The following is a 21,368-nucleotide window of genomic DNA, read 5'->3' on the forward strand; positions in this document are numbered from 1 at the left end:
GCTTTGCTTACTTTCGCGCTTTTCGAAAGTGAGCCGCCGTCAGGGCGGAACCCTAAGTGGCCGTTACCGCAGGAATGGATATGTACTCGGTACAGCTGTGTCGCCTATAAGGCCGCCTTCGCGAGCAAGCCCGCTCCCACAGTTTGATTGCGGGGTGTCAGGTAGATTGGCGTCGGCTGGCAGGCCGCCATCGCAGGCAAGCCAGCTCCCACAGTTGGATCGCTGAGTGTCAGGTAGATTGGCGTGGGCTGGCAGGCCGTCATCGCAGGCAAGCCAGCTCCCACAGTTGGATCGTGGGGGGTCAGGTAGATTGGCGTCGGCTGGCAGGCCGTCTTCGCAGCGATGCGGCGACCCGACAAGCCAGCTCCCACATTTGGATTTCGGAGCGTCAGATGGATATGCGCCGGCTGTCAGGCCGTCACGGGAGCAAGCCCCCTCGCCACAGATTTAGCGTCGTGCCGAAGTTGTGTAAATACCTATGCTCTGATCAGCCTATCGGCTGAAGCCCCAACCCACTCCCAGGATTCACGGACCTCCTTTTTATGCCGCCAGCCTCACGCGACCACGCCCGTATCGAACGCCGCCTCATTGCAGCCCTGACCGACGCCTGCGAGATCGCAAAAGCCGAAATAACGGGCTTCGACTGGCTGACCCACACCGTCGACTACCGCGCCTTCCCCCAAAGCCTGCGGGTGATCTGGGTGTTCGACAGCGTCGCGAGCAAGGATCACGCTCTCGCGACCGGCGCGGACGCCCGTATGCGCGAGCTGACTACCGCCGCGCTGGATGACGCTGACGTGCACGTCCCGAACAGCGCCCGCTGCGTCAGTTTCGACTCCGAAGAGGAATGCCACCTTCGGCATGGCGGCGATTGGCGTCGGCGGCTGGCTACTCTCCGGGCGATCTGAATCGTGCCACGGGTTGCTGACTTCGCTATTGCACCTTACACGTCAGCCAAGCCCCCCAGAACAGGCTGCTGAAGAAACGGGTCGCGTCGCCGAAGCCAGCGTCGTGCAACAGCTTCTGCACTGCGGCCTCGGAATGTGGCGGATCAGCGCCTTGAAGGATTTTGCCGAGCTTGGCCTTCACTTCGTCCGGGGTGGCGCCATGCTGACGCCAGCGTTGGCCCCATGCCGCCAGCAGCAACGGCTGGCTGGCATACGCATAGTGATTGCCCGCGACGATCAGCGGTGCCCCCGGTTTCAGGTGCGCCCGAATCGATCGCAGCATTCGGGCCTTGGCGTCGTCACCCTCCAGATGGTGGAGCACACCGATCAAGGTGGCGGCGTCGTATGATGCGTCTGCTGCCAGGTCTTCAAGCGTTCCGAGATGCAGGGTGGTTCTATCAAGCAAGTGATTGGCTTCCAACTGCTGCCTTGCCGCGTCGAGCATCGGCTGGGAGGGATCAACCGCCATGAAGCGCCATTCCGGTTCAAGGCTGGCCATGGCGATGATCTCCTGCGCCGTACCGCCGGCGCCGACCACAAGTACCTTGGCCGAAGGGGCATCACCAAGGCTTGCCGCGAGCATGCAGGCTGCCAGGTCCTGGCACGCGTCATAGCCCGCCAACGCGATACGGCTTTGTCGTGCGTACTCGTTGGCTCTTGAGGTATCGAATTTGTCAGCAGGATTGGATGAGGATGAGTTCAAGGCGGTTCTCCGTGGCCTTGACGCAAATTACGTTAACCGTGGCAGTAAGAAAAATGCATTAATTTTATGTGCTGCATTCCCGTTGGGAATGCGGGAGCGTACGTGTGGAGAGGTTGCAGGATCGTACAAGCCTGCTGACCGCTTGCTTGGATAGTCTGGCCTTCTCATCGAAAGGAAGATCCCGCATGACTCAAGCACAGCCTGTAAACCTTGCTCAAAAAGCCTCGCTCATCGACCAGCAATGGAGCCCAAGAGTAGTCGCCGAAATGAACGACTACCAGTTCAAGGTCGTGCGTATCGAGGGTGAATTCATTTGGCACTCGCACCCGGAAACCGATGAGGCTTTTCTGGGGCTTGAGGGCACGTTGCGTATCGACCTGCCGGATGGCCCGGTGTATGTGAAGCCGGGTGAGTTGTATGTGGTGCCGCGTGGCATTGAGCACAGGACCGCCGCCGAAGGTGAAGCCAGGCTGATGATGATCGAGCCAAGGGGCATTTTGAATACCGGGCATGAAGGCGGTGAGCGTACCGCGTTGAATGACCAGTGGATTTGAGCGCTGAGGCTTATTGCCTTTTGTAGGAGCGGGCTTGCTCGCTCCTACTGGCATTCGGGCAAGCCCCAAGCCCTATCGCCTTTGAATCTGCACCGTAGCAAACGTCGGCTCGTCGCGCGCCTGCTCCAGTGTATTTCTGGGCTGTTGCGGGGCCAGGGATTGCCCCTCTGGCCTTAACGCAGGCGGCGGATGCAGGCGCATGTCCGAGCGCTCATCGCTGGGCGCCACGCCGAAGAAATCCCGGTAGCACTTGGAAAAATGCGGCGTGGAGACAAAGCCGCAAATCACCGCCAGTTCGACAATCGAAATGGGCGTCTGCATCAGCAACTGGCGGGCACGGGTCAGGCGCAGTTTGAGGTAATAGCGCGATGGCGTGCAGTACAGGTGCTTCTGGAACATACGCTCCAACTGGCGGCGGGACACGTGCACGTAGGCGGCCAGTTCGTCGAGGTCGATGGGTTCTTCCAGGTTGGCTTCCATCAGGGCGACCACTTCTTGCAGCTTGGGCTGTTGCGTGCCGAGCAAGTGCTTGAGCGGCACGCGTTGGTGGTCGCGCTCGTTGCGAATGCGCTCGTACACGAACATCTGGGAAATCGCCGCCGACAGCGTGTGCCCGTGATCGCGGCCGATCAGGTGCAGCATCATGTCCAGCGGCGCAGTGCCGCCAGAGCTGGTAAAGCGGTTGCCGTCGAGGGTGAACACGCTGGAGCTGACCTTGACGCGGGTAAACGCCTCCTGCATCGACGCCATCAGCTCCCAATGCACGCTGCACTGGAAGCCATCAAGCAACCCCGCCTGGGCCAGCGCCCAACTGCCGGTGCATACCGCGCCGAGACGTTTGCAGTACAGGCGCGCCTGGCTGCGCAACCAAGCGATGAGCGCAGGGCTGATAGCCTGTTGAATGCCGACGCCGCCGCACACGATCACCGCATCAAAACCGCGCTGGTCCTGCGCGCACGCATCCGGGGTCACCGACACGCCATCGCTGGCCCACACCGGCTGGCCGTCCAGGCTCAGGGTTTGCCAACGGTAGAGCTCTTCGCCCGCCAATTGGTTGGCCATGCGCAGCGGCTCGACCGCACACGACAGCGATATCAGCGTGAATTGGTCCAGCAGCAAAAAGCCGATGGTCTGGCAAACAGGTGCCTCGGTTTCCATCACCGCTACCCCACGGGCGTGATCAGGACTGTTCCAGCGCCACCGGCTTGGGTGCCCGGTTGTGCTGGCGCGACGTGACCAGGCCGATAAAGGAAATCACCAACGCCAGGCCAATGGTCGAGGACACTTCGGTGCGGTGTTCCGGCGTCACCATCATCACCCCCAGGGCCAGGCAGATGAACACGATCACCAGGTAAGTCAGCCAGGGAAACAGCCACATGCGAAAGGTCAACTCGACGTTCTGCCGAAGCAGCAAGCGACGCATACGCAGTTGCGAGATAGCGATCACCAGGTACACCAACAACGCGATGGCGCCGGAGCTGGCGAGCAGGAACTGGAACAGACCGGCCGGCATGAAGTAGCTCAGCAACGTAATGCCCGCACCGATGATGGTGCTGGCGATCACCGCAGCCCTGGGCACGCCCGCCTTTGAGGTGATTTTAAGTGCCGGTGGCGCATCGCCGCGTTTGCCCAGGGAAAACAACATGCGCGAGGAAATGTAGATTGAGGAGTTCATGCAACTGGCTACCGCGATCAACACCACCACATCGACCATGAACTTGGCGTTGGGGATGTTCATAATTTCCAGTGCACGCTGATAGGAACCCACGGACGCCAGTAGCGGATCGTTCCAGGGCACCACGGAAATCACGACGGAGATCGACAACAGGTAGAACACGCCAATGCGCCAGATCACCGAGCGGGTAGCCTTGGCGATGTTCTGCGCCGGGTTGCTCGATTCCGCTGCGGCGATGGTCACCGCCTCAGTGCCGATGAAGCTGAACATGATGGTAATGAACGCGCCTACCACCGCCGACAGGCCGTTGGGGGCGAAACCGCCGTGTTCTTCCATCAAGCGGCTCAAGCCGCTGGCTTCGCGATCCGGGATCCAGCCCATGAGGACGCTGAAGCCCAGGCCGATAAAGCCGACGATGGCGATCACCTTGGCCATGGCGAACCAGAATTCGAATTCGCCGTATTTGGCCACGCTGAACAGATTGGTGATCACCAGCAACACGATTGAGATCAACGCAAACAGCCACGCATCAACCTGAGGGAACCACTGGTTGAGCACGTGCCCGGCGGCCAAGGCTTCGATGGGAATGACCAGCACCCAGAACCACCAATACAACCAGCCGATGGTGAACCCCGCCCAAGGGCCGATGGCCTGGTCGGCGTAGGTGGAAAACGAGCCGGTGTCCGGGCGTGCCACCGCCATTTCCCCCAGCATGCGCATGACCAGCACCACCAGCAGGCCGGAAAACAGGTAAGCCAGCAACACCGCTGGCCCCGCTGCGGCGATGGCATGTCCGGAGCCGACAAACAGCCCCGCGCCGATGATGCCGGCGATGGACAACATAGTCACGTGGCGGGGCTTGAAGCCTTGCGCCAGCTGACCGTTAGAATCGTTGGGAGTCAGGCTAATCATTGTTTTTGTTGTGCTCAGGCGGCCAATGACCCTCACCTTAAGTGCGCGGGGCCCGGTACAAGTAGCCTGGTTACGCCATCATCGAGTCTGATATCGACATTGGTCATGGCGGTGCACGGGTTTACCGAGCGTCACGCCTTACTCTTGAACGCTGCGTATGAGCGAGCCAAACAGCTCCCCACGCGGCATCTTGTCCAGTGGGATACCGGCATTCTCGAACCACTCCTGGCCGGCTTCCGGATGCGGCCCGCTCAGCACCACAACGCCTTTCTGGTAGGCATAGCGCGCCGCTGCCACATCGCCATTGCGGTAAGTGGCGAGGGTCCTGTAGGGCGCGGCGGCACTGGCCTTGGGAAAGTACGGGCCGTCCTGATAGAACACATGATCAGCCTGGCCGTCCCACGTCACCCGCACAGCAGCGTCGTCGATACCGGTCACTTCAAAACCGGGGCGGCCGGCTTCGGTGTCCAGCGCCTGGGGGATCAGCCCGAGATTGTTGTCGTCCGCCAGGTAGGCGCCCATGCACAGGCCCAGGTAACGGCCACCCTTGGCAACATAGTCGCGGATAGCCTCGGCACGCTCATCACCGAGACTGTCGAGGGCGCCGGGGATGTCCTGGCCGCCGCCGGGTTGTACATAAAGGTCGTAGCGGGCCAGGGTGTGTGGGGTGATGTCGATGGGTTCGTCGGCACCCACGAAGTCGATCTGGTAATTCGGGTTGAGACGCTGCAAGGCGGTTTTCACGTTTTCCGAGCAGTCCGGGCAGCCTGCCGGGCCTCGGTAGATGGCGACATGGGTAATGGGGCCTACGCCGTGTACGGGTAAAGGGTGCAGCGTCGCAACGGCGAGAAACGTGGCAGCGAGGGCAGGCAGTTTCATGGGATAGGCTCAACGGTCAGTTGAATGGGTTTGATCCAGTGGTCGCAGCGCCAAGCCTATAACGATGAGCCTTTTGAATTCGTGAAGAGTTGTAAATCCACGCGGGCCACTCATCCACTTCCCAGCATCTGCCATAACGACGCGCCTACGCCGGTAATGCTCTCACCGGCGATCAGCCCCGCCGCTGCCGTGATCGCAAAGCGCTGCGTCACACTTGGCCAGCGACAGCTCACGGCCCAGGTCATGATCGCGCCAAGGGCCATCATCAGCGACACCGACGCAGGCAAGACAAACGCCAGTCCCAAGGCTGCCGCACTCGGCAGGTAGCGGGCGCGATGGGTGGGTAATGTGCTGTCGAGTATGCCCAGCAGCACGCCGAACAAGCTTGCAATGCCGATGGCCCAGCGGATGCTGGGGGACAGTGAATCCAAACCGTGGGTCAGGGTTTGGGCCACGGCTTTCCAGGTGGCGACGGCCGGGGCTGGCCATTGTTCGGTGAGCAGCATGGTTTGCGGGTCGGGGATCAACGCCAGGTACGCGAATACGCCGACGATGCTGCCGACAAAAATCCCAAGAATCTGGGCGATAACCTGTTTGTGCGGCGTCGCGCCAATCGCCTTGCCCACCTTGAAGTCATTCATCAGGTCCGTGCACTGCCCCGCCGAACCGCCAGCGGTGTTGGCGCTCATCAGGTTGATCGGTACCTGGCCGGGCGCAGCGATACCAAAGCTCAGCTGGGACAGTTGCCCGATGGCGCCAATCGGCGGAATACCGGTAGCCCCCACCACCCGCGCCGCGACGGCGGCCAGGCAGATTGCCAGGGGAATGGTCAGCAGCGCCATCCCAAGGTTGATACCGAACAACAGCGCTTGCAGGCTCACCACCAACGCAATCGCCAAGGCAAACCCCACGGCAGGCCCAGGCTTGGGAACCGCCCAGGGCGTGCCGCCAGCCGCTCGGGTTGAGCGATGCAACGCCCACAGGCGAATCGCCAGGGACGCCAGGGTGGAACACACCATCAGGCTCACGCCGGGCCACAGCAGCCATTCCACCAGCGCGGCAAATTGCGGGCCGCTGCTGTCGGCGGGCAGGCTCACCAAGCCATCGGCCAACAGCCACGGCCCCAGCCCGCCCCATGCCAGCAAGGCGCCGAGCAACAGGGTCAGGCCTACGCGAATGCCGATGATGCCGCCGAACCCCAGCAACAGCAGAGAGGGGTCGGCGGTGAAGGTCAGGCGCTCCAACTGGGCGTTCGGCGACCAGCGCGGGAAGGCCCACATAAAGGTATCCACCCACTTGACCAACCCGGACAACAACGCTGCGCCGAGCAGTACTTTCAAGCGCGTGGCGGCTTCGCGGCCATGGTTGTAGATGTGCAGCAGGGTTTCCAGGGTGGCCATGCCTTCGGGAAACTTCAGCGCCTTGTCATTGAGCAATGAAGGCCGCAGGTACCACGCGATCCAGATCCCCAGGAAGCTCACCGAAAACACCCAGGCGATCATCGGCAGCGCGGCCAGTTGGTTGCCTGTGAGCAAGGTATAGGCCGGGATGGGCGCCACCAGCCCACCGGAGATGATCGATGCCGCAGCCGAGGCCACGGTCTGGTTGATATTGCTTTCGTGCAGGGTCCACAGCAGGTGCTCGCCGGAACGCTTGGCCAGGCCTTGCCAGATTCCGTAGCCGATCAACAGGGCGATGATCGACATATTGAACGACCAGCCGATCTTCAAGCCTGCGTACACATTGGAAGGGGTCAGCAGGATACCCAGCACGATCCCGGTGATGACTGCCCGCAGGCTCAGTTCGCGCTCTACGGGCGCGATTGACGAGGTGGAGTGCATGCAGATTCCTTTCGAGAAAAGCCAGTGCCACCTTTTAAGTGAGCGCTGGGAGACTCGAAGGTTCACCTGACGAACCTGGGTCTAAGGCTGTAAATGTGGGAGGGGGCAAGCCTCAATGCCAGTCAGTTAAGCGAACGAAGTGTTCAAAGCAGCGAAGGTCAAATGTGGGAGCGGGCTTGCTCGCGAAGGCGTCGGCCCAGCAAACATCGAGGCTGACTGACCCACCGCTTTCGCGAGCAAGCCCGCTCCCACAGGAGATCTGCGCTTAACTGACTGGCATTAGGGCAAGCCTCCTCCAACATGGCTTCTGGCTATTTGGCGAACGCGTATTCCCCACCCCGCTCCACCGCCTTGCGATAAGCCGGCCGCGCCTGGAGCTTTTGCAGCCACGCCGCGAGGTTCGGGTAGGCCTGCAATTTGCCCTGGGCCTGGGCGACTTCGCCGATAAAGCTCATCTGGATATCCGCGCCGCTGAGTGCGTCGCCCACCAGGTACGGCGTGTGGCCCAGCACATCATTCAGGTAGCCCAGGTAGTTGGCCAGCTCCGATTCAATCCGCGGATGCAGCGGCGCACCCGCTTCACCCAGGCGTCCGACGTAGAGGTTGAGCATCAGCGGCAGCATGGCCGAGCCTTCGGCAAAATGCAGCCATTGCACATAGCTGTCGTAGGCATCGGTGGCCGGGTCGGGTTGCAGTTGGCCGTTGCCGTGGCGGCGGATGAGGTAGTCGATGATCGCGGCGGACTCGATCAGCACACGCGAGCCGTCTTCGATCACCGGGGATTTGCCCAGGGGGTGAATGGCCTTGAGTTCAGGCGGCGCCAGGTTGGTCTTGGCGTCGCGCTGGTAGCATTTGATGTCGTAGGGCAGGCCCAATTCTTCAAGCGCCCACAGGATACGTTGTGAGCGGGAATTGTTGAGGTGGTGAACAGTGATCATCGAGGCAACACCTTGGGGGGATTTAAGAGAAGACTACAGCGTAGCGGTGAAGTGCCGCGAATGTCGCCAGGCAGCACCGGCCTGCACGATCGAATGTGGGAGATGTCGAGCTTTAGCGAGGCTTCGAAGGCTGCGGCATTCACGACATGGATGTTGCCTGATACACCGCTCGAAGCCTCACTAAAGCTCCACATCTCCCACACTGGACCGGTGGCGGTCAGGCGAGCAACTGATCGATCCACTTCAACTGCTGCACGATCTCCTGCACTTTCTGCTCGGGCACCGCCTGCCGCGCCTGTTCGAGGCTGGCCAATGTCTTGCGCTTCTGGCGCAACATCCGTTGCCATTTCGCCACAAACGCCGGGCTGCGGGCCTGCATTTGCAGCGGGCCGAAGTACAGTTGCTCGGCGGTATAGGTGACCGCCTCGGCGCGTTCGGCAACGATGATTTCGTAGTAGAAGCGGTTTTCCAGCAGCAGCTCCTCGTGCAGGATCCGGTAGCCGTTGTCCATCAACCATAGGCGCAGCGGCTGCTCGCCGCCGTTGGGTTGCAGGATCAGGCGTTCCCGGCCATTGAGGTGCGCCTTGCCGCTTTCGAGAATGTCGCGGATCGTCTCGCCGCCCATGCCGCACAGGCTGATGGCGGTAATGTCATCGCCGGCTTGAATCGCCGCCAAACCATCGGCCAGGCGCACGGTGATGTGCTGCCTCAGGCCGTTGTCGGCCACGGTACGGTTGGCCGCCTGAAACGGTGTCGCGGCCACTTCCCCCGCCACGGCCGCCGCAATAGCGCCGCGGTGTATCAGGGCCACCGGCAGGTAGGCGTGGTCGGAGCCGATATCGGCCAGGCGGGCACCCGTCGGTATGTGCGCGGCAACGCGCTCCAGGCGCTGGGACAAGGTGTGTTCGTTCAACGGTGATTCCTTAAGAGTGCCCGGAAAATCGATCCCGGCTGTTGGTCAAGTGCAGCACCATGGCCGCCCGTGCGGCGTCCGGGTCCTGGCGCTTGATAGCGTTGTAGATGGCCTCGTGTTCCAGGCTCGCCAACTGCCCCAGTTGGGCAAAGTCCGCGCCGCCGCGCTCGACGGCATTCACCTGGGTGCGCGGAATCATCGCCGTGCCCAGGTGCTGCATGATGTCGGTGAAAAACGTATTGCCGGTGGCTTCGGCGATCAGTTGGTGAAAGCGCTTGTCCTCCTCCACACAGCTGTCGTTGTTGGCCAGGGAGGCTTGGTAGTCGTCCAGTGCCTGGCGCATGTGGGCCAGTTGTGCCTCGCTCCTGCGCAGCGCGGCCAACGCCACCGCTTGCACTTCCAGACCCAGGCGCAATTCGAGCATGTTGCGCACGCTGGCGACCGTGTCCACATGCAAGCGCAGGCCCGGCTGCGTGTGCTGCTCCAGCACAAAGGTGCCGATGCCGTGACGCGTCTCCACGAGCCCCGACGCCTGCAGCTTGGACAAGGCCTCACGCACCACGGTACGGCTCACCCCATGCTCAAGCACGATGGTGGATTCGGACGGCAGTTTTTCACCCGGCTTGAGTTGTCCCAACTGGATGCGCTGGGTCAGTGCCTCGACCACACCCTGTGCCAGGTTGGCGGAACGTTTACGCACAGGCGGTGTGCTTTTAATCGGCATCGAGACGGGTCCACGGGGTTGGGCTGGGGGGAGCTTATCACCCTGAGCGCACGGGGCGACGGGTGGTGGCGAAAAACACCCAACTTGTATGACAACGCACTCATCCCACCTCACCCGACCCTGTCTTCGCTTTGAGAGAAGCGCACACCCCGAGCCGTCACCAGCGAGGCAAAACCCAATAAAACCTGGCAAATAACCAAAATAGCCAATCTCAATACCGGCTTATAAGAACAAAAACAGCCCTCACAGGATTGCGGCCTTCAAAAAACAACTTGTATGATGTCTGTCAACAAAACACCAAGCCCGCATAAAAATAATCAGGGGGAGTTTTCATTCGTGAAGCATTCAAGCCCAGCACCTGCCGTACCCGAAAGTGATTCAGCGCTCGCCCGCGCCGTGAGCAAAGTGAAGCGGCATGTGCTCCCACTGTTCGTGGTCATGTTCATCCTCAACTACATCGACCGGGTCAATATCGGCTTCGTGCGCACGCACATGGAGCATGACCTGGGGATCGGTGCAGCGGCCTACGGCTTCGGCGCCGGGCTGTTCTTCATTGGCTATGCGCTGTTCGAAGTGCCGTCCAACATGCTGCTGCAAAAAGTCGGCGCGCGTATCTGGCTGACCCGCATCATGTTCACCTGGGGCATCGTCGCCACGCTGATGGCGTTTATCCAGAACGAAACCCACTTCTACATCCTGCGTTTCCTGCTGGGTGTGGCGGAAGCAGGATTCTTCCCGGGCGTGATCTATTACTTCACGCGCTGGTTGCCCGGCGTGGAGCGTGGCAAGGCCATCGCGATCTTCCTCAGTGGCTCGGCGGTGGCGTCGTTGATCTCCGGGCCGTTGTCGGGCGCGTTGTTGCAGATCGAAGGCTTTGGTTTGCATGGCTGGCAATGGATGTTCGGCATCGAGGGCCTGGCCTCGGTGGCGCTGGGCTTCTTCGTGTGGTTCTGGCTCGACTCCAAACCCCACGACGCCAAGTGGCTGAGCCGCGAAGAGCAGGATGCGCTGGTGGGCGCCATCGATCAGGAGCAACGTGATCGCGAAGCCCTGACCACGGTGAAACCCACCCTCGGCAAGCTGCTCAAGGACCGCCAGATCCTGCTGTTTTGTGCTCTGTACTTCTGCATTCAACTGACGATCTACGCCGCCACCTTCTGGCTGCCCAGCATCATCAAGAAGATGGGTGACCTCACTGATGTGCAGGTGGGTTTCTTCAACTCGATCCCCTGGCTGATCTCGATCATTGCCATGTACGCCTTCGCGTCGCTGTCGGGCAAGTTCAAGTTCCAGCAAGCCTGGGTCGCGGCGGCCCTGCTGATCGCGGCGGCCGGCATGTTCATGTCCACCACCGGCGGGCCGATTTTCGCTTTCGTTGCGATCTGCTTTGCGGCCATCGGCTTTAAATCTGCGTCTTCGCTGTTCTGGCCGATCCCTCAGTGCTACCTGGATGTGCGCATCGCCGCCGCCGTAATCGCGCTGATCAACTCCATCGGCAACCTGGGCGGTTTTGTGGCGCCGACTACCTTCGGCTTTCTCGAACAAACCACCGGCTCGATCCAGGGCGGGCTGTATGGCCTGGCCTGTACCTCGGTGCTCGCGGCCATCCTGGTGTTCTTTGCCAAGACCTCACCCTCTGCCGTACCGGCCGTGCCCAGCGGCGCCGCCATCAGCAAACCTCTTTGAACTCAGCCAGGAACGCGCCATGAATACCCCTGTCGTTACTCATTTCCAAGTCATCCCCGTCGCCGGCCACGACAGCATGTTGCTGAACCTCAGCGGCGCCCACGGCCCCTACTTCACGCGCAATATCGTCATTCTCAAGGACAGCAGCGGCAACACCGGCGTGGGCGAAGTACCCGGCGGCGAGCGCATACGCGAAACCCTTGAAGATGCCCGCGGCCTAGTGATCGGCCAGCCGATTGGCCAGTACCAGCGCGTTCTCAACCAGATGCGCAGTACCTTTGCGTCTCGAGACAGCGCGGGCCGCGGCCTGCAAACCTTCGACCTGCGCATCACCATCCACGCCGTCACCGCCATGGAGGCCGCACTGCTCGACCTGCTGGGCCAGTTCCTCGAAGTGCCGGTGGCCGCCTTGCTAGGCGAAGGCCAGCAACGCGACGCAGTGAAGATGCTCGGCTACCTGTTCTATGTGGGGGATCGCAACGCCACCGACCTGGCCTACCGCAACGAGGCCGACGCCGATGACGACTGGTTCCGCCTGCGCCATGAAACAGCCCTGACCGCCGACGCGGTAGTGCGCCTGGCCGAAGCGGCCAAGGCCAAATACGGTTTCAACGATTTCAAGCTCAAGGGCGGCGTATTGAGTGGCGACGCGGAAATCGAAGCCGTCACTGCGCTGGCCGAGCGTTTTCCCGATGCGCGCATCACCCTTGATCCCAACGGCGCATGGTCCTTAAAAGAAGCCATCCGCCTGTGCCGCGACCAGCATCATGTGCTGGCCTACGCCGAAGACCCCTGCGGCGCAGAAAACGGCTACTCGGGCCGCGAAGTCATGGCCGAATTCCGCCGCGCCACGGGCCTGAAAACCGCTACCAACATGATCGCCACCGACTGGCGTGAAATGGGCCACGCCATCCAGTTGCAATCAGTGGACATCCCCCTCGCCGACCCGCACTTCTGGACCATGCAGGGCTCGGTGCGCGTCGCGCAGATGTGCAACGAGTGGGGCCTGACCTGGGGCTCGCACTCCAATAACCACTTCGATATTTCCCTGGCGATGTTTACCCAAGTGGCGGCGGCCGCCCCCGGCGAGATCACTGCCATCGATACCCACTGGATCTGGCAGGACGGCCAACGCCTGACGCGGGAGCCGTTGAAGATTGAAGGGGGCTATGTGAAGGTGCCGGCCAAGCCTGGCCTGGGTGTGGATATTGATATGGACGCCGTAGCCCAGGCCCATGAGCTGTACAAAGGCATGGGCCTTGGAGCCCGGGATGACAGTGTGGCGATGCAGTTTCTGATCCCGGGTTGGGGCTTTGATAACAAGCGGCCTTGTTTGGTTCGGTAACTCGGTTTGAGGAACGCTCAGCGCAATGTGAGCGTGACGCAAAAAATCCGATGCCCAAACAGGCATCGGATTTTAGTCAGATCAGAAGCTTAGCGGTTTGACCTCTGGCACGTCTGCCAGAGGCCCCTTTGCGCTACTGCCGATCGGCGACCTCCAGATCCGCCTCATCCTGCTCCAGGCCAGAGAGAGCAGTGCCATTGATCATCGGCCCATAACGGCGGCTGAATTCCCAGTTGTAGGGCACATGGTCTTTGCTGATCCCGTTGTCCCAATTCACCGACCAGGTCATCAGGCCCTTGATCGACAATCCTTTGTCGTGCAAACGCTTGAATGTATTGGTCACGGCTGTCGGGTTGATCACATAACCGGTGGCAGCCGCATCGACGTTCGCAGGCAGGCCAATGACGAACTTGTCTGCCGGGATCTTGGTAAACCCGCGCGTTCCGCTCACCAGACTTTCGGTGAGGTAAAACAGGAAGTCCTCCTTCAGCGCGTCGTTGTTCTGGGCAATCCAGGCGCCGTTGCCGCTGTTGACCTCCTGCACCCAGATGCCGTCGCCACCCTGGTTGTAATACTGCGGGGCGATGAAGTCGTAATAGCCTTCCAGCGCCTGGATGTAACCGACGTATTTGCCGGCGGTGGTGAGGTACGGAAACTCCGGCGCCATGCTGATGATGAAGTGTTTGCCTTGAGCCGCGTAGTGGTCCTTGACCAGTTTCAAGGCGGCGGGTAGGACAGTCTTGTTGTCGGCGAAATCAATCGCGCTCTGTTCAAGATCGATATCCAGGCCATCAAAGCCATAGGTTTCCACCAGGCGGATAATCTCGCTGGCCAGTGGCTGTTCGTTGCCTTTATGCAGTTCGATGTGTGCATCGGCGCCGCCAAGGGAAATCAGCACCGCCCTGCCCTGGCTGTTCAGCACGCCCACCTGGCGACGAAACTCGGCATCGGACAGGTTGTACGGTTTGAAGGTTGGGATACCGTTGCCCTTCATGAAGGCCACGGCCACCACGTTGTAATCCTTTGGGACATCCGCCAGGCTGATATTGGCGAACTGGCCACGCTGGTAGCCATCGCTCGGGCCGGCAGGCCAGTTGTGCCAGAAGCCCATGAGGATCTTTTTGCCGGCAATGCTCGGCATCAGCGAAGCGGCATCGTTGAGCGGCGATTGCAGTGAGGTAAAGTCAATCTTTGACATGTTCTAATCCTTCAGAACGTGTGGGTTTAACGGTGCGGGCTTATTTGAAGTCCACATCGAAGGCTTGATAGAAGGCGTTGCCGGTGTTGGCGACGATCCACATCAACACAATCACATGCTGGCCCTTTTTGTGGGTCGGCAGTTTCACTTCATGATTGACCTTGGCCTTCAGTTCGCCTGCATGGCTGTAGTACGGCACCTGGGCATAGAAGTCTTCAGCGAACGGCTGGGTTTCCAGTTGCGCGCGGGTGATGCGCTGTTTCGGATCCCAGCCATCCTTGGTGATCAGCCAGCGATAGCCACGGGTGGTGTGCGGCGCGGTGTATGCCCAGGTGACCTTGAAGGTCTGACCCGGCTCGACATTGAGCAACGGCCAGGTGAAGGCGCGACCAAGTTTCTTGGCCATTTCCTCGTGGGTGAAGTTGATGCAGTCACGGGCATCGGTCTTGCCACCGCAGAGGATGACGCCGTCGGCGGGTGGGGTGACGCTGTCACTGTCGGTTTGATAAGGCGCCGGGAACGGACCGGCCGTCAGTGCCGGGAAGTTCTTGCCGCCTTCCATTTCGTTGACCTGCCAGGTTTCCAGCAGGCCAAGATCCACGGCAACTGCGCCACGGCTGGAAGGGGATGTGACACGACCATGGCGAAGAGGTGTCTGGGTTTGTGGTTTGTTCATGTTGTGACTCCATTGATTTGATTAAGAACTCTCCTTTCTTGAAGGAGAGGACCTCAACCTAACGGAGTTGCTTTTTTTTGCTACAGGCCCATTTTTCACTCATTTTCGTTTCAGGAGCGCGCCGACCTGCAAATACTGGATATATAACCAGTATCATGGAGGAAACCCTACGCTGCCAGAGGTCGATTTCCTACAAGACCAGGCGCACATCAACACGCCTTCTCGCGTAAATGGCGAATGGGCGCTCTGTCGACAAAAAGGGACGTATCTATTTTCAAGCAAATAAACCGTCCTGTTTTTGGTTCATCACGTTTTGCCAATGACGACCGTTTTATTAATTGCGGTCGCGGCAATCGGTTGCACCGTCAGTTCCACCCCTAATGCCAACATCAGCTTCTGGACCGTCTCATATCGCGTCTTTGAGCCGCCTTTCAGGGTTTTATACAGACTCTCCCGATTCACCCCCGCCGCTTCGGCAACCTTGTTCACTCCCTGGGCCTTGGCAACCTCGGCCAGCGCCTTCATAAGGACTTGCGGGTCGTGGCACGCCATGCTTTGCGCAAGATAGGCACTGATAGTTTGCGGGCTATCAAGGAAACGTGAAGCCTCATAGGCGCTGGTGCCGGATGTATCCAGCTCGAGGATCGGCATGTCCTCTGGTTTGAATGTTGACTGACTCATGTCATTGACCTCTCAGGGCATCGAGAATCTCTTTTGCCCGCTTAATTCCTCGGGCGTCCTGCTGATCGTATTGGTCACAGATTCAAATGTAGCCTACTGGCTACTCCTTGTAGATGCCAGTGAATTTTAATGTTGGTGTGCACCGCCAGAAAAAATCCTAGTCCAGCCGCCGTGCAGGCAGCCGAGCGAAACTATTAGCGCTTGTGTCCCTTAGCCCCTGATCGGACATCGAGTCGCCTTGCGGCAGCGTCAGCCGAAACGGGAGGCCGATCAACATACCAATGTGGGAGCAAGCCCCCTCCCACATTTTGACCTGCGCCTGGCGTCAGAAAGCCAATGAAGTGCCATCCTCAGGAATATCCACACGCCCCTCGATACCGTGCTGCTTGACGTAGCTGCGCAACGCCTCGCGGGTCAGGGACATGTGATTAATGGCGTCCATATGGACGGCCACGATTTTCGCGTTTTTCGCCACCTGTGCAGCGCGCAGCACGTCTTCCTCGCCCATGATGATCGAGCCCTCATACCCCGCCATCATGGCCTTCCCGGCATTGAGCACGATCACCTCGGGGTTGAATTTCTCGATGGCTTGGTCGACCTCTTTACGCCATACCGTGTCACCCGCCAGGTACAGTGTCTTGTAGCCGGGTGCTTGAAAAACCACGCCCATGGCTTCGCCTAACGGCTTTGCCAGCGCCGGCACGGCATACATCTCATCGGTGCCATGCTGGCCGCCGGTCTTGGTGATTTTGACGCCGCCAAATTCCGCTTCGTCGGTCAGCACACGCACATTCTTGAAACCCTGGGAACGGATCAACTGCGCGTCTTCTTCATGCTGGGCAAACAACGGGATGTCTTTGGGCAGCGCTTTTTGTGCCGCATCGTCCCAGTGATCAAGGTGCGTGTGGGTGACGATCACAGCATCGACACCGGCAATGACCTGTGCCGGCGACTCGGTCAAATCCACCAGTGGATTGCGCAGCTCGCTACGGTAGGTATGTTCGAACCCTGGATAGGTGCCCTTTTTGGCCAGCATCGGGTCAATCAGGAAGGTGGTACCGCCATAGGTGATCTTCACCGTCGCGTTACGCACTTGCTGAAGGTCGACTTTATGGGCTGCGTCAGGGGTGGCCAAGCCTGCGAATGCGGGCGTGGCAGCCGCACCGCAAGCGATGCTCAAAACCAGGGGGAGCGTCGTAAGTTTCATAAGATGAGTCCTGTTGATGTATCGAGGCGTTTATTCTTGCTGAAGCCCGCGAGGGCCAACAGTGGCCTGAATGACAGATAGCGATATAATCGGGCCATCCGACTCAGTACCAGAGGTGGCCTGATGCCTCCCATCCGCGTAGCCGTTCTCGCCTTCGATGGCGTAAGCCTGTTCCATCTTTCCGTACCGGGGATGGTGCTGGGAACCGCCCAATCCACACCCGATAAGCCCTATTACCAGGTCAATTACTGCGCAGAAGTGCCTGGCATGGTCAGCAGCGACCAAGGCCTGGGCCTCTCGGTAAGCAGTGGCCTGGAACTGATGCACACCGCCGATGTGATCATCATCCCCGCCTGGGGCGATCAATCGGTCGTGGCCTCCCCCACGCTCGTCCAAGCGCTGCAGTTGGCCAATGCACAGGGCAAGCTGATCGTCGGCTTGTGCCTGGGCGCATTCGTGCTGGGCGATGCTGGCTTGCTGGACGAAAAGGAAGCCACCACCCACTGGGCCGCCCGCGACGAGTTTGCGCGCCGCTTTCCCAGCGCGCGATTCAGGCCGCAGGCGCTTTATGTGTGTGCCGACAACATCATCACCTCCGCCGGTACCGTCGCGGCCATCGACTGCTGCCTGCACTTGATACGCCAGCGACTCGGCGCCGATGTGGCGAACCGCACCGCAAAGATGCTGGTGACCCCGCCACATCGCCAAGGTGGCCAGGCGCAATACGTTGAACACACCGTGCCGCAACTCTCCAGCGAGACACACCTGTCGGAGGTGCTGGCATGGGCGCGCACCCATCTGGCCAGCGACCTGTCGCTCGATGTGCTGGCCGACCGGGCGAAGATGAGCCGGCGCACCTTTACCCGCCGCTTCAAGGAAGCCACCGGCACCACCGTGTCCAAATGGCTGAACGCTGAGCGCGTGGCCAGGGCGCAGGCGCTGCTGGAAACCACGGAACTGCCGGTTGAATGCATTGCAGGCGAAGTGGGGTTTGGCACCGCGCTGTCGTTGAGGCAGCATTTTGCCGCGCAACTGGGGACGTCGCCTTCGGAGTATCGCAAGATGTTTTGCCTGGGGATGGGCGAGTCGGCGGCTTTCGTGGGGATTCAGTAAATCGGGGGCAGCTCTCTGTAAGATGAGGCCTGAGCCCGCTGCTCTAGCGGCAACAGCGCGGTTCTATCCCCTCCCGACATCGGAAGCGCTCTCCATGAAACTACCTGAGATCAGTACATTCATTGCTCAATGGCCCTCCCTTGGCCTGACGCAGCCTGCCGCTTGGCGGGTGGCTCAAGACTGCGAAAACCAGGTTCTAGCCTTGCTCTCACGCCTCGGCACGGGCTACCGACGCCACGGAAACTGCGCCATCCACGAAAGCGCCATTGTCGAAGAAGGCGCTGTGCTCAAGGGCCCAATCATCATCGGCGAAGGCTCATTTGTAGCAGCGGGAGCTTACCTGCGTGGCGGCGTGTATTTGGGCAGCCATTGCATTGTGGGCCCAAGCTGCGAACTCAAAAGCACCTTCATGCTGGCCGCCAGCAAGCTGGCACACTTAAATTTCGTCGGCGATTCGTTGATTGGCGAAGGCGTCAATATTGAAGCCGGTGCAATCATTGCCAATTATCGTAACGAGCTGGAAGGAGCGAATATCAAGATCCGTTACGCAGATAATGTGATCGAGACGGGAGTGAACAAATTCGGTGCCTTGGTAGGTGACGGCTGCAAAATTGGCGCAAACGCAGTCATTGCTCCTGGCGCGCTGCTACAGCCACACAGCCATGTTCCACGTCTGGGGTTGATTGACCAGTTCGCCCACGACTAAGCGGGGTAACGGCGGCACCCTGTAAACATGTCCTACAGCGCGCTGCACCACCTTGCTCCATTGCCTACAGTTGCGTCAGAATCCGCCGGCTTGTGCGCTTGGATGGGCGTCTCTAAGGTGGCTCGGTCGCTGACAACTCAGTGATCGGGTTTAGTAGCCCGAGGGTCAATTACACTTAGTGCATGAGCTTCATCTATCAGACGTTCCTGTCTGTGCCTGATGGTGGCTGTGCGTAGGGCGCCTTCGGGCGCGCCGGCTTTGTGTAATTCCCCGGTCTACTAACCTGCGTACAGCTGCCACCCTTTCGTTTAGTAGCGAAACGGTGTCGGCCCCATTCAGGAATTACGCATATGTACAAAGTCACCCCAAACCCTCCAAACGAGCCAAACCTGAAGCTTGATCAGGCAGCCCGTCGTGCGATCGATCACGCCCTCAACCCCAACGCCGAACCCTCTCCTCCACCCTCGACACCGCTGTTCAGCGTTGCCGACGATGCCAGCAATGAAATGCTCGTCGCCAATAGCTATGAAACCTTTTCCTCAGTAACCGCCCTGCTGCTCGACCTGTCGGATGAACTGACCGGTAAACAGCGCGACGTCGCGTTGGCGATTCATCAGTTAAGTGAGCTGGGAATGTTGTTGGTCGATAAGTTGATGGAGCGCGAGGCGGCTGTAGCAGCTGGCTAAACGTTCAACACGCCCAAAAAAAGCCGAGCCGTCGCGCCCCAAGACGACTCGGTTTTTTTTGCCAAAGCAGGGGTTGACCTTAAAGCGAGGTTTAAGGTGAGCATGCACCAACCGACAGGATTACTGGACCCTGGATCATGCTCAAAACCCTTATTTCTTTTGCGTTGGTAGCGATAGGTGGCGCGCTTATGACATTTGCACAGGCTGAACCCGGCCCTTCCACGGCCGCTGCGAACAATCGCCAGATCCTGGTGATCATGACCAACCACGCCAGCTACCCCTCAAGGGCCGATACCACGGGCCTCTGGCTGACTGAGCTGACGCATTTCACCGAGGTTGTGGAAGCGGCTGGCTACACGACGGTATTTGCCAGCCCCAAAGGAGGTGCTGTGCCTCTGGACGAGCGCAGCCTCGGTTGGCTGTACATGGATAAGGCGGCGCGTGAACAGTTGCAGTCCCCGGCCTTTCGCGCCCGGCTGCAAAACACGCTGCCCATCGCCAATGTCGATCCGTCGCAATTTCGCGCGATCTACTTCACCGGCGGCCACGGTGTCATGTGGGACTTCCCTGGCAACCTCGACCTGCAACGTGTCGCCCAAACCATTTACAACCAGGGCGGCATCGTCTCGGCCGTGTGCCACGGTGTGGCGGGCCTGCTGGATCTGAAGGATGAACAGGGCAACGCGATCATCAAGGGCAAAAACATCACCGGCTTCTCCAATCGCGAAGAACTGCTATCGGGCATGAAGCGTGAGGTGCCGTTCTTGCTTGAAGACCGGCTGCTGAGCCAAGGGGCGCGTTACCGCAAGGGCTGGGTGCCGTTCACCTCATTTGTCATCACCGATGGCCGCCTGATCACGGGCCAGAACCCGCAATCGCCCAGGGCCGTCGCACTCGCCGTGATAACCGAGCTGTCCCACGAACGATAGAGCCTAGGCCCCACCCGTAGCCCCTCCCTGGAGAAGACCGATTGAACATTCCAAGCGCCGTTTTAACCGGATTGCTGCTCACCCCTTTTGCCAACCTTGCGTTGGCGGGAACGCCCGAGATGCCCAGCCCCAACGACACAACCCACATCGATATCGCCGGCCAGCAGGTGCCCGTCGTCAAGGGCGGCTTGTACGACCGCTTTCGCTCCAACCCGCCGTTGTCGGTGGTTGCAGCAGAATTACCAGAGGTTGATTTAAGCTGGTTCAAAGGGTTGCAAAAGCACAAGGTCGACATCGGTTTTGAATCCTACTCGCCCAATTTTTACTATCAGAACAGTCGGGTAACAGCGGTCTATACGGCTGACATCGATAAGCTTCGGGCGTTGATGCCACCGCAGGTACTGGCCGCCGTGCAACCCTTGCAAGTCTGGCCGGGTCGCGGACTGATCGCGTTTACTGCGTACACCTATGAGCATTGCGATAACGACGCCTATAACGAAGTCGCCGTGTCGATCATCACTAACAAACCTGGCAAAGCCAACCTGGGCCCCTTCACGCTGGTGGGCCAGTCGATGTCGCAGGATTTTTGGGGCTATGTGCTCAAGCTGCCGGTGAATACCGAGCTGGCGCGGGTGCGCGGCGTGGTCGGTTACAACCTGCCGAAATGGCTGACTGGCATTGATCGCAAAGAGGATGGGCACTCGGTGGTGTATGACATTACCGACAGCCAGACCGGCAAGCTGGACGTGTCGTTCAAGGCCAAAAAGCTTGAGAAACTGTCCCATGATGCGGACCTGGTCACCAGCAGTTTCACCAATCTCGATCACCACGGCCAACTGGCCTACGGGTACGCGGTTTCCCGCCAGCTCAGCCATGGCTCCAGCCGTGACGCAGACTCAGCCACCCTCACGCTGGGCGATGGCAGCCTGTCCAATTACCTGCGCGACCTCAAGCTGGGGAAAATGGTGAAGTACGAATACGTACCCGAGTTCCAGAGCGCACTCTATGCGCCAGAGCCGCTCGCCAACCTGATTGGCGAACGCTGACCCTTGTGC

At 59.9% G+C, this 21,368-nt stretch carries 20 protein-coding genes and 1 pseudogene; 9 read left to right on the forward strand and 12 right to left on the reverse strand.

Annotated features, from left to right (window positions below):
• Positions 1–542 precede the first annotated feature (542 nt).
• Positions 543–908 (forward strand): hypothetical protein, encoded by a 366-nt coding sequence (locus BOP96_RS27355; protein ID WP_073454581.1) that lies wholly within the window; start codon positions 543–545, stop codon positions 906–908.
• 25 nt (positions 909–933) lie between these two features.
• On the opposite strand, the gene BOP96_RS27360 is transcribed toward BOP96_RS27355, so the two are convergent.
• A complete protein-coding gene (locus BOP96_RS27360) occupies positions 934–1,650 on the reverse strand; it encodes a class I SAM-dependent methyltransferase (RefSeq protein WP_032904106.1) in 717 nt (238 codons plus the stop codon).
• Between the two features lie 185 nt (positions 1,651–1,835).
• On the opposite strand from BOP96_RS27360, the gene BOP96_RS27365 reads away from it, so the two are divergent.
• The gene (locus BOP96_RS27365) at positions 1,836–2,204 is read left to right on the forward strand and encodes a cupin domain-containing protein (RefSeq protein WP_073454583.1); all 369 of its coding nucleotides are present in this window, start codon (positions 1,836–1,838) and stop codon (positions 2,202–2,204) included.
• A 72-nt stretch (positions 2,205–2,276) separates the two neighbouring features.
• Here BOP96_RS27365 and BOP96_RS27370 read toward each other — a convergent pair whose 3' ends face one another.
• The 7 genes from BOP96_RS27370 to BOP96_RS27400 all read right to left on the reverse strand — a co-directional run bounded on the left by BOP96_RS27370 (position 2,277) and on the right by BOP96_RS27400 (position 10,086).
• Positions 2,277–3,362, reverse strand: coding sequence for a GlxA family transcriptional regulator (locus BOP96_RS27370; protein WP_032904108.1), 1,086 nt, complete (start codon positions 3,360–3,362; stop codon positions 2,277–2,279).
• A gap of 22 nt (positions 3,363–3,384) precedes the next feature.
• A complete protein-coding gene (locus BOP96_RS27375; protein ID WP_032904110.1) occupies positions 3,385–4,791 on the reverse strand; it encodes an amino acid permease in 1,407 nt (468 codons plus the stop codon).
• 138 nt (positions 4,792–4,929) lie between these two features.
• On the reverse strand, positions 4,930–5,670 hold the full coding sequence (locus tag BOP96_RS27380) for a BPL-N domain-containing protein (protein ID WP_073454585.1): 741 nt from the start codon (positions 5,668–5,670) through the stop codon (positions 4,930–4,932).
• A 110-nt stretch (positions 5,671–5,780) separates the two neighbouring features.
• On the reverse strand, positions 5,781–7,511 hold the full coding sequence (locus BOP96_RS27385) for an OPT family oligopeptide transporter (protein ID WP_073454587.1): 1,731 nt from the start codon (positions 7,509–7,511) through the stop codon (positions 5,781–5,783).
• A gap of 311 nt (positions 7,512–7,822) precedes the next feature.
• Positions 7,823–8,449: a glutathione S-transferase family protein gene (locus BOP96_RS27390; protein WP_019817555.1), complete on the reverse strand. Its 627-nt coding sequence runs from the start codon at positions 8,447–8,449 to the stop codon at positions 7,823–7,825.
• A gap of 217 nt (positions 8,450–8,666) precedes the next feature.
• Positions 8,667–9,362 (reverse strand): tRNA (adenine(22)-N(1))-methyltransferase, encoded by a 696-nt coding sequence (locus tag BOP96_RS27395; protein ID WP_038450939.1) that lies wholly within the window; start codon positions 9,360–9,362, stop codon positions 8,667–8,669.
• Positions 9,363–9,372: 10 nt separating this feature from the next.
• Complete coding sequence (locus BOP96_RS27400; RefSeq protein WP_014719204.1) at positions 9,373–10,086, reverse strand: FadR/GntR family transcriptional regulator; 714 nt, start codon at positions 10,084–10,086, stop codon at positions 9,373–9,375.
• Positions 10,087–10,422: 336 nt separating this feature from the next.
• Here BOP96_RS27400 and BOP96_RS27405 point away from each other — a divergent pair, with 336 nt between their 5' ends.
• Positions 10,423–11,772 carry an MFS transporter gene (locus tag BOP96_RS27405; protein WP_073454602.1) on the forward strand — a complete coding sequence of 450 codons (1,350 nt, stop codon included), beginning with the start codon at positions 10,423–10,425 and terminating at the stop codon, positions 11,770–11,772.
• Between the two features lie 19 nt (positions 11,773–11,791).
• Positions 11,792–13,117: a glucarate dehydratase gene (gene gudD, locus BOP96_RS27410; protein WP_072433756.1), complete on the forward strand. Its 1,326-nt coding sequence runs from the start codon at positions 11,792–11,794 to the stop codon at positions 13,115–13,117.
• Positions 13,118–13,313: 196 nt separating this feature from the next.
• On the opposite strand, the pseudogene BOP96_RS27415 reads toward gudD, so the two are convergent.
• The 4 genes and pseudogenes from BOP96_RS27415 to BOP96_RS27430 all read right to left on the reverse strand — a co-directional run.
• Positions 13,314–14,315: pseudogene (locus tag BOP96_RS27415) on the reverse strand (chitinase); the annotation flags it as partial.
• A 40-nt stretch (positions 14,316–14,355) separates the two neighbouring features.
• Complete coding sequence (locus tag BOP96_RS27420) at positions 14,356–14,991, reverse strand: lytic polysaccharide monooxygenase auxiliary activity family 9 protein (RefSeq protein ID WP_073454589.1); 636 nt, start codon at positions 14,989–14,991, stop codon at positions 14,356–14,358.
• Between the two features lie 306 nt (positions 14,992–15,297).
• Positions 15,298–15,672, reverse strand: coding sequence for an addiction module antidote protein (locus tag BOP96_RS27425; RefSeq protein WP_019817550.1), 375 nt, complete (start codon positions 15,670–15,672; stop codon positions 15,298–15,300).
• A gap of 325 nt (positions 15,673–15,997) precedes the next feature.
• A complete protein-coding gene (locus BOP96_RS27430) occupies positions 15,998–16,879 on the reverse strand; it encodes an MBL fold metallo-hydrolase (protein ID WP_058410773.1) in 882 nt (293 codons plus the stop codon).
• Positions 16,880–17,002: 123 nt separating this feature from the next.
• Here BOP96_RS27430 and BOP96_RS27435 point away from each other — a divergent pair, with 123 nt between their 5' ends.
• The 5 genes from BOP96_RS27435 (at position 17,003) to BOP96_RS27455 (ending at position 21,359) form a co-directional block, all read left to right on the forward strand.
• Positions 17,003–17,992, forward strand: a complete 990-nt coding sequence (locus BOP96_RS27435; RefSeq protein WP_058410772.1) for a GlxA family transcriptional regulator — start codon at positions 17,003–17,005, stop codon at positions 17,990–17,992.
• A gap of 94 nt (positions 17,993–18,086) precedes the next feature.
• Entirely contained in the window at positions 18,087–18,698 is a 612-nt protein-coding gene (locus tag BOP96_RS27440; protein WP_019817547.1) for a transferase, read from the forward strand.
• Between the two features lie 350 nt (positions 18,699–19,048).
• Entirely contained in the window at positions 19,049–19,384 is a 336-nt protein-coding gene (locus BOP96_RS27445; protein WP_073454591.1) for a DUF6124 family protein, read from the forward strand.
• A 188-nt stretch (positions 19,385–19,572) separates the two neighbouring features.
• Positions 19,573–20,313, forward strand: a complete 741-nt coding sequence (locus tag BOP96_RS27450) for a type 1 glutamine amidotransferase domain-containing protein (protein WP_014719212.1) — start codon at positions 19,573–19,575, stop codon at positions 20,311–20,313.
• 119 nt (positions 20,314–20,432) lie between these two features.
• Positions 20,433–21,359: an acetoacetate decarboxylase family protein gene (locus BOP96_RS27455; protein WP_073454593.1), complete on the forward strand. Its 927-nt coding sequence runs from the start codon at positions 20,433–20,435 to the stop codon at positions 21,357–21,359.
• The last annotated feature ends 9 nt before the right edge of the window (positions 21,360–21,368 follow it).

This window comes from Pseudomonas sp. FSL W5-0203, assembly GCF_001896155.1.
In the GTDB taxonomy this organism is placed as follows: domain Bacteria; phylum Pseudomonadota; class Gammaproteobacteria; order Pseudomonadales; family Pseudomonadaceae; genus Aquipseudomonas; species Aquipseudomonas paracarnis.

Bases quoted from the DNA above. Each gene is read 5' to 3' on its own strand.
- BOP96_RS27430 (WP_058410773.1), bottom strand. From the start codon at position 16,879: ATGAAACTTACGACGCTCCCCCTGGTTTTGAGCATCGCTTGCGGTGCG.
- BOP96_RS27420 (WP_073454589.1), bottom strand. From the start codon at position 14,991: ATGAACAAACCACAAACCCAGACACCTCTTCGCCATGGTCGTGTCACA.
- BOP96_RS27370 (WP_032904108.1), bottom strand. From the start codon at position 3,362: ATGGAAACCGAGGCACCTGTTTGCCAGACCATCGGCTTTTTGCTGCTG.
- BOP96_RS27455 (WP_073454593.1), top strand. From the start codon at position 20,433: ATGCCCAGCCCCAACGACACAACCCACATCGATATCGCCGGCCAGCAG.
- BOP96_RS27450 (WP_014719212.1), top strand. From the start codon at position 19,573: ATGACATTTGCACAGGCTGAACCCGGCCCTTCCACGGCCGCTGCGAAC.
- BOP96_RS27445 (WP_073454591.1), top strand. From the start codon at position 19,049: ATGTACAAAGTCACCCCAAACCCTCCAAACGAGCCAAACCTGAAGCTT.
- BOP96_RS27435 (WP_058410772.1), top strand. From the start codon at position 17,003: ATGCCTCCCATCCGCGTAGCCGTTCTCGCCTTCGATGGCGTAAGCCTG.
- BOP96_RS27380 (WP_073454585.1), bottom strand. From the start codon at position 5,670: ATGAAACTGCCTGCCCTCGCTGCCACGTTTCTCGCCGTTGCGACGCTG.
- BOP96_RS27440 (WP_019817547.1), top strand. From the start codon at position 18,087: ATGAAACTACCTGAGATCAGTACATTCATTGCTCAATGGCCCTCCCTT.
- BOP96_RS27390 (WP_019817555.1), bottom strand. From the start codon at position 8,449: ATGATCACTGTTCACCACCTCAACAATTCCCGCTCACAACGTATCCTG.
- gudD (WP_072433756.1), top strand. From the start codon at position 11,792: ATGAATACCCCTGTCGTTACTCATTTCCAAGTCATCCCCGTCGCCGGC.
- BOP96_RS27365 (WP_073454583.1), top strand. From the start codon at position 1,836: ATGACTCAAGCACAGCCTGTAAACCTTGCTCAAAAAGCCTCGCTCATC.
- BOP96_RS27400 (WP_014719204.1), bottom strand. From the start codon at position 10,086: ATGCCGATTAAAAGCACACCGCCTGTGCGTAAACGTTCCGCCAACCTG.
- BOP96_RS27425 (WP_019817550.1), bottom strand. From the start codon at position 15,672: ATGAGTCAGTCAACATTCAAACCAGAGGACATGCCGATCCTCGAGCTG.
- BOP96_RS27385 (WP_073454587.1), bottom strand. From the start codon at position 7,511: ATGCACTCCACCTCGTCAATCGCGCCCGTAGAGCGCGAACTGAGCCTG.
- BOP96_RS27355 (WP_073454581.1), top strand. From the start codon at position 543: ATGCCGCCAGCCTCACGCGACCACGCCCGTATCGAACGCCGCCTCATT.
- BOP96_RS27375 (WP_032904110.1), bottom strand. From the start codon at position 4,791: ATGATTAGCCTGACTCCCAACGATTCTAACGGTCAGCTGGCGCAAGGC.